Source organism: Streptomyces sp. WELS2 (genome assembly GCF_013870595.1).
In the GTDB taxonomy this organism is placed as follows: Bacteria; Actinomycetota; Actinomycetes; order Streptomycetales; family Streptomycetaceae; genus Streptomyces.
This window is the reverse complement of sequence record NZ_JACBWZ010000403.1, coordinates 1-5,589: the sequence shown is the minus strand read 5'-3', so window position 1 is coordinate 5,589 and position 5,589 is coordinate 1. Positions and strand designations below refer to the sequence as shown.

The 5,589-nt window shown below is 73.0% G+C and carries 4 protein-coding genes; all 4 read left to right on the top strand.

Features of this window, described 5'->3' with window-relative positions; all coding sequences use genetic code 11:
• Positions 1-291: 291 nt before the first annotated feature.
• A complete protein-coding gene (locus H5J33_RS21650; RefSeq protein ID WP_181796580.1) occupies positions 292-1,515 on the top strand; it encodes an Ig-like domain-containing protein in 1,224 nt (407 codons plus the stop codon).
• 175 nt (positions 1,516-1,690) lie between these two features.
• Entirely contained in the window at positions 1,691-2,914 is a 1,224-nt protein-coding gene (locus H5J33_RS21645; protein WP_181796579.1) for an Ig-like domain-containing protein, read from the top strand.
• Positions 2,915-2,995: 81 nt separating this feature from the next.
• The gene (locus H5J33_RS21640; RefSeq protein ID WP_181796578.1) at positions 2,996-3,763 is read left to right on the top strand and encodes an enoyl-CoA hydratase/isomerase family protein; all 768 of its coding nucleotides are present in this window, start codon (positions 2,996-2,998) and stop codon (positions 3,761-3,763) included.
• Between the two features lie 320 nt (positions 3,764-4,083).
• Positions 4,084-5,589: FAD-dependent oxidoreductase (locus tag H5J33_RS21635; protein WP_181796577.1), on the top strand; the 1,506-nt coding region annotated here is incomplete at its 3' end.

Sequence of the window (5,589 nt, the reverse complement as noted above, 5' to 3'; positions counted from 1 at the left end):
GTCGGCGACCGGATGGGCGACCTGGGCGGCTACTTCAAGCTCCAGTCGGGCGCCGTTCACCGCCGCCGGTTGCCCGCTCCCGGCGGCCGGCTCCCCGGCCGGTGCCCGCTGCTCGGCTGCGCTCGTCACTGTCGGCCCCTCTTCCCGGCGGCTCGTCGGTGGCTCCGACACGGGTGCTGGGGGCCCGCTCGCGCACCCCGGCCCCCAGCGTGGTCGTCCTTCCCTCTGTTCTGCCCAGCCGGTGGCTCGCACTCACGTTTCCCCGGAGCGTGCCCGGTCGTTGAGATCCGTGTGAGGCACGCAACTGGACGCGCACGGCGCGCGGGGGCCGCCCTGGCCGCCGTACTGACATGGGCGGGGCTGCTCGCGGGCTGCTCCGCCGACGGCCCGGGACCGCTGGGCATGGGCGGGACACGGGGGGACTCCCCGGCCCCCGAGGACGTCATCCGGGTGACCCCCGGCGACGGGAGCCGGGCCGTGCGCCCGGACGAGCGGCTGCGGATCCGGGTGCCCGGCGGGCGCCTGGAGAAGGTGACCGTCGTCAAGGAGCAGGACGCGCGGGTGTCGCCGGTCCCCGGGCGGATCGGCGCCGACGGGCTGACCTGGCGCCCCGACGAGGAACGGCTGGCGCTCGCCGCCCGGTACACCGTCGACGTGGTGGCACTGGACCCCCGGGGCCGCCGCTCGGCCCGGCACACCACCTTCACCACCTACGTCCCCGGCGAACGGTTCATCGCCTACGTCACCCCGGAGAACCGCGCCACCGTCGGCACCGGGATGATCGTCTCGCTCTCCTTCAGCCGGGAGATCACCGACCGGGCCGCCGTCGAGCGCGCCGTGAGGGTCACCGCCCGGCCGCCCGTCGAGATCCGCCCGCACTGGTTCGGCAAGGACCGCCTGGACTTCCGCCCGGAGCGGTACTGGAAGCCCGGCACCGAGGTCACCGTGGACCTGCGCCTGCGGGACGTGCAGGGCGCGCGGGGCGTGTACGGCCTCCAGGACAAGACGGTGGCCTTCACCGTCGGCCGCGGCCAGGTCTCCCTGGTCGACGCGGCCCGGCACATGATGGAGGTGCGGCGCGACGGAGTGCTGCTGGCCACCGTCCCCATCACCGCGGGCGCCCCCAAACACCCCACGTACAACGGCAAGATGGTGGTGATGGACATGCTGGAGGTCACCCGCATGAACAGCCGTACGGTCGGCTTCGGCGGCGAGTACGACATCCCCGACGTCCCGCACGCCATGAAGCTCACCGACTCCGGCACCTTCCTGCACGGCAACTACTGGGCCACGGACGCCCCCGGGACGGCCAACGTCAGCCACGGCTGCGTCGGCCTCAGGGACGTCAAGGGCGGCGGTTCGGACACCCCGGCGGGCTGGTTCTTCGACCGCAGCCTCGTCGGTGACGTCATCGAGGTCGTCAACAGCAAGGACAAGACGGTCGCCCCGGACAACGGCCTCGGCGGCTGGAACATGACGTGGAAGGACTGGACGGCGGGCAGCGCGGTGCGGTGACGGACCCCGGGGCGGTGCGCGCGGCGACAGGGCGGGCCGGTGGGGGGAAGTTGCGACGGAACGGTGACGTTCGTCCGACGCCCGGCCCACACCCTGGCAGTTAATATGCGCGCACCGAAGTGGTGGGGAGCGGGCCGGGGACGACCTGGCCCGGCGAGGGGAGAACAACTTGAACATGCGGCCTGTACCGGGGGCGTCGACTCGGGGGCGGCGGGGCCGTAGGGGACTGGCGCTCATAGCCGGGGCCCTGGCGCTGTCGCTCGCCGCGTGCGGCGGAGGCGGTGACTCCGGGGCCGGTTCCGGCAAGGAGAAGGGCAAGGGGGACGGGAAGGACGCGCAGTCCGCGGCCGCGGTCAGCATCGCGCCCAAGGCCGGCGCCACCGGCGTGGACACCAGCGGCGCCCTCGAGGTCGGCGTCACCCGGGGCAAGCTGACCGAGGTCACCGTCAAGGACGAGAAGGGCGCGAAGGTCGAGGGCGCCATCGGCGCGGGCGGCGCGTCCTGGACGCCGGCGACCCATCTGGCCGCCGGCACCAGGTACACGGTGCACGCGGTCGCCGAGGACTCCGCGGGCCGCCGGGCCGCCGAGGACTCCACGTTCACCACGCTGACGCCGAAGAACACCTTCATGGGCTACTTCACGCCCGAGGACGGCTCGACCGTCGGCGTAGGCATGCCGTTCTCCATACGCTTCACCCGGGGCATCACGCACCCCGAGGACATCGAGAAGGCCATCCGTATCAAGACCGAGCCCGCCGTGGAGGTCGCGGGCCACTGGTTCGGCAACGACCGCCTGGACTTCCGCCCCGAGAAGTACTGGAAGCCCGGCACCAAGGTCACCGTCGACCTCGACCTGGACGGCGTCGAGGGCCGCGACGGCGTCTACGGCAAGCAGCGCAAGACCGTGAAGTTCACCATCGGCCGCAACCAGGTCTCCGTCGTGGACGCGGCCAAGCACACGATGAAGGTCACCCAGGACGGCAAGGTCGTCAAGACCATCCCGGTCACCACCGGCAAGCCCGGCTACGACACCTGGAACGGCCAGATGGTCATGAGCGAGAAGCTCACCGTCACCCGCATGAACGGCGAGACCGTCGGCTACGGCGGCGAGTACGACATCAAGGACGTCCCGCACGCCATCCGCCTGACCACCTCCGGCACCTTCCTGCACGGCAACTACTGGGGCGGCGGCGCCTTCGGCAACTACAACGCCAGCCACGGCTGCGTGGGCCTGCGCGACGTGCGCGGCGGCTACGACAGCTCCGTCCCGGCGGCCTGGTTCTTCAACCACTCCATCATCGGCGACGTGGTGATCGTCAAGAACTCCCACGACCGCACGGTGGCCCCGGACAACGGCCTCAACGGCTGGAACATGTCCTGGGCGGAATGGAAGAAGTGAGCCACCGCTGACGCGACGGGCCCGGTGCTGTGACCTACGGCACCGGGCCCGCCTGCGTTAGTGCCCGTTAACCTGACCCCCATGACCGTCACTCTCGAAGTCGCCGAAGGCGTCGGCACCCTGCGGCTGGACCGGCCGCCGATGAACGCGCTGGACATCGCCACCCAGGACCGGCTGAAGGAGCTGGCCGAGGAGGCCGGCCGCCGGGACGAGGTGCGCGCCGTGGTCCTCTACGGCGGCGAGCGGGTGTTCGCGGCGGGCGCGGACATCAAGGAGATGCAGAACATGGACCACGCCGGGATGATCCGGCGCGCCCGTGCCCTCCAGGACGCCTTCACCGCCGTCGCCCGCATCCCCAAGCCCGTCGTCGCCGCCGTCACCGGCTACGCGCTCGGCGGCGGCTGCGAACTGGCCCTGTGCGCGGACTACCGCATCGCCGCCGACAACGCCAAGCTCGGCCAGCCCGAGATCCTGCTCGGGCTGATCCCGGGCGCCGGCGGCACCCAGCGGCTGCCCCGGCTGGTCGGCCCCTCCCGGGCCAAGGACCTCATCTTCACGGGCCGTCAGGTCGGCGCCGAGGAGGCCCTGGCGATCGGCCTGGTGGACCGGGTCGTCCCGGCCGCCGAGGTGTACGAGCAGGCGCACGCCTGGGCCGCGCGGCTCGCCAAGGGCCCGGCGATCGCGCTGCGCGCGGCCAAGGAGTCGGTCGACACCGGCCTGGAGACCGACATCGACACCGGGCTCGCCGTCGAACGGAACTGGTTCGCGGGCCTGTTCGCCACCGAGGACCGCGAGCGGGGCATGCGCAGCTTCGTGGAAGAGGGCCCCGGCAAGGCGAAGTTCGTCTGACGGACGGGTGAACGGCCGGTGGGGGCGGGCGTGTCCCGTTCCGCCGGCCCCGCCGGACCGCGGTCAATCGACGCGTTGTCTGATTCCGGAGTCCCCCGTTGGGGCGGTTTGTGGGAGCCTTGGGGCAGCCCTGGAACCGCGCCGCCGAGGGAGTCCGACGCTTGCCGGAAAGTGAGCCGTCGCCGCAGGTCAGCGGGGCCCTGCCGGACACTTACATGCCCCCGGCATATGCTCCCGGCCAAGGTCGGATCCAGGATGCCCCGCCGGGGTATTCCTCCGGAACGCCCCCCAAGACGGCTCCGGACGGCCATCATGGGGGCATGGCGGGGCTGGAGGGCAACGAACAGCCGCGGGGACACGGCCGCGCAGCCGCGGCACGCTGGTCGCCCGCGGTCGCGGACGAACAAGCGCTCAAAGCGCTCGAACTGTTCGGTGACCCGACGGAGGCGGAGGTCCCGCTGCCGTCCCGCCCGGAATCCGCGGCCAGCGCCCGCCGGCTCGCCCAGGTCGTCGTCCTGAACACCTGGCGGCTCAGCCCCAGACTGGCCGAGGACGCCGTGCTGCTCGTGTCGGAACTCGTCGGCAACGCCGTGCGGCACACCGGCGCCCGGCTCTTCGGCCTGCGCATGCGACGCCGCCCCGGCTGGATCCGGGTGGAGATCCGCGACCCCTCGCGCGCCCTGCCCTGTCTGATGCCGGTCCAGGAGACCGATCTCAGCGGCCGCGGACTGTTCCTCGTGGACAAGCTCTCCGACCGCTGGGGCGTGGACCTGCTGCCACGCGGCAAGACCACGTGGTTCGAGATGCGCGTCGCCGACCGGCTGGCCGTCGCGGGCCACCGGGTGGTGGTGTACGAGCGTACGGAGACGTACGGCGGCGCGGTGCGCCGGTTCGAGCGGGACGGCTTCGGCTTCGACACGGGCCCGGGGCTGCTCACGCTGCCCGCGGTGTACCGCGATCTGTTCGTCAAGACCGGCAAGGCCCCGCTGGAGGAGCGCGTCGAGCTGGTCCAGGTCGACCCGTCGTCGCGGCACGTCTTCGCGGACGGCAGTGGGGTGGCTCTGCCCAACGCCACGCGCGCGGGTGTCGTGGCGGCCCTGGACGAGGCGCTGGGCGCGGGTACGGGCGAGCGGTGGGGTGACTTCCTGGTGCGCTCCCGCGAGGCCTGGGACCGTACCCGCCGGCCGCTGCTGGAGGAGCCGCTGTGGCCGAACTGGCGGGTGCTGGCCGAAAAGGAGCCGTATCCGGCGGTGCCGCACAAGCGGCTGCTGCGCACGCGGCGGGCCACGACACTGGCCGAGGTCGGCGCCTGGGAGCTGCGGGACGAGCGCCTGGCGGCCCTGCTGGCCGGCCACGCGCTCGCCCACGGCCTGGACCCCCGGACCGCTCCGGCGAGCGCGGCGGTGCTGCCGTACATGGAGCACGCCTTCGGCACCTGGTATGTGCGCGGAGGCATCCGGGAGTTGGCGCGCGCGGTGTACGAACGGTGCCTGGAGCGGCGGGTGGAGTTCGTCTTCGGCGCCGAGATCACCCGGATCGTGGAGAAGGACGGCCGGGCGGCGGGGGTGGAGCCGGCCGGGGGCCCGGTCGCGGAGGCGGACCATGTCGTGGCGGACGTCCATCCGACGCGGCTGCGGGCGCTGACGGAGCATCCGCTGGACGGCGAGGAGGACGTACGGGCCGACCCGGGGGCCGTCACGCCCGCCCGGTTCACCGTGCTGCTCGCCCTGCGCGGCGCCCCGGAGCCCGGTGCCGCGCACCGCACGGTCGTGCATCCGGCGGACCCGGAGCGGGAGTGGGACTTCCTGGCCTCGCCGGGCGGTGCC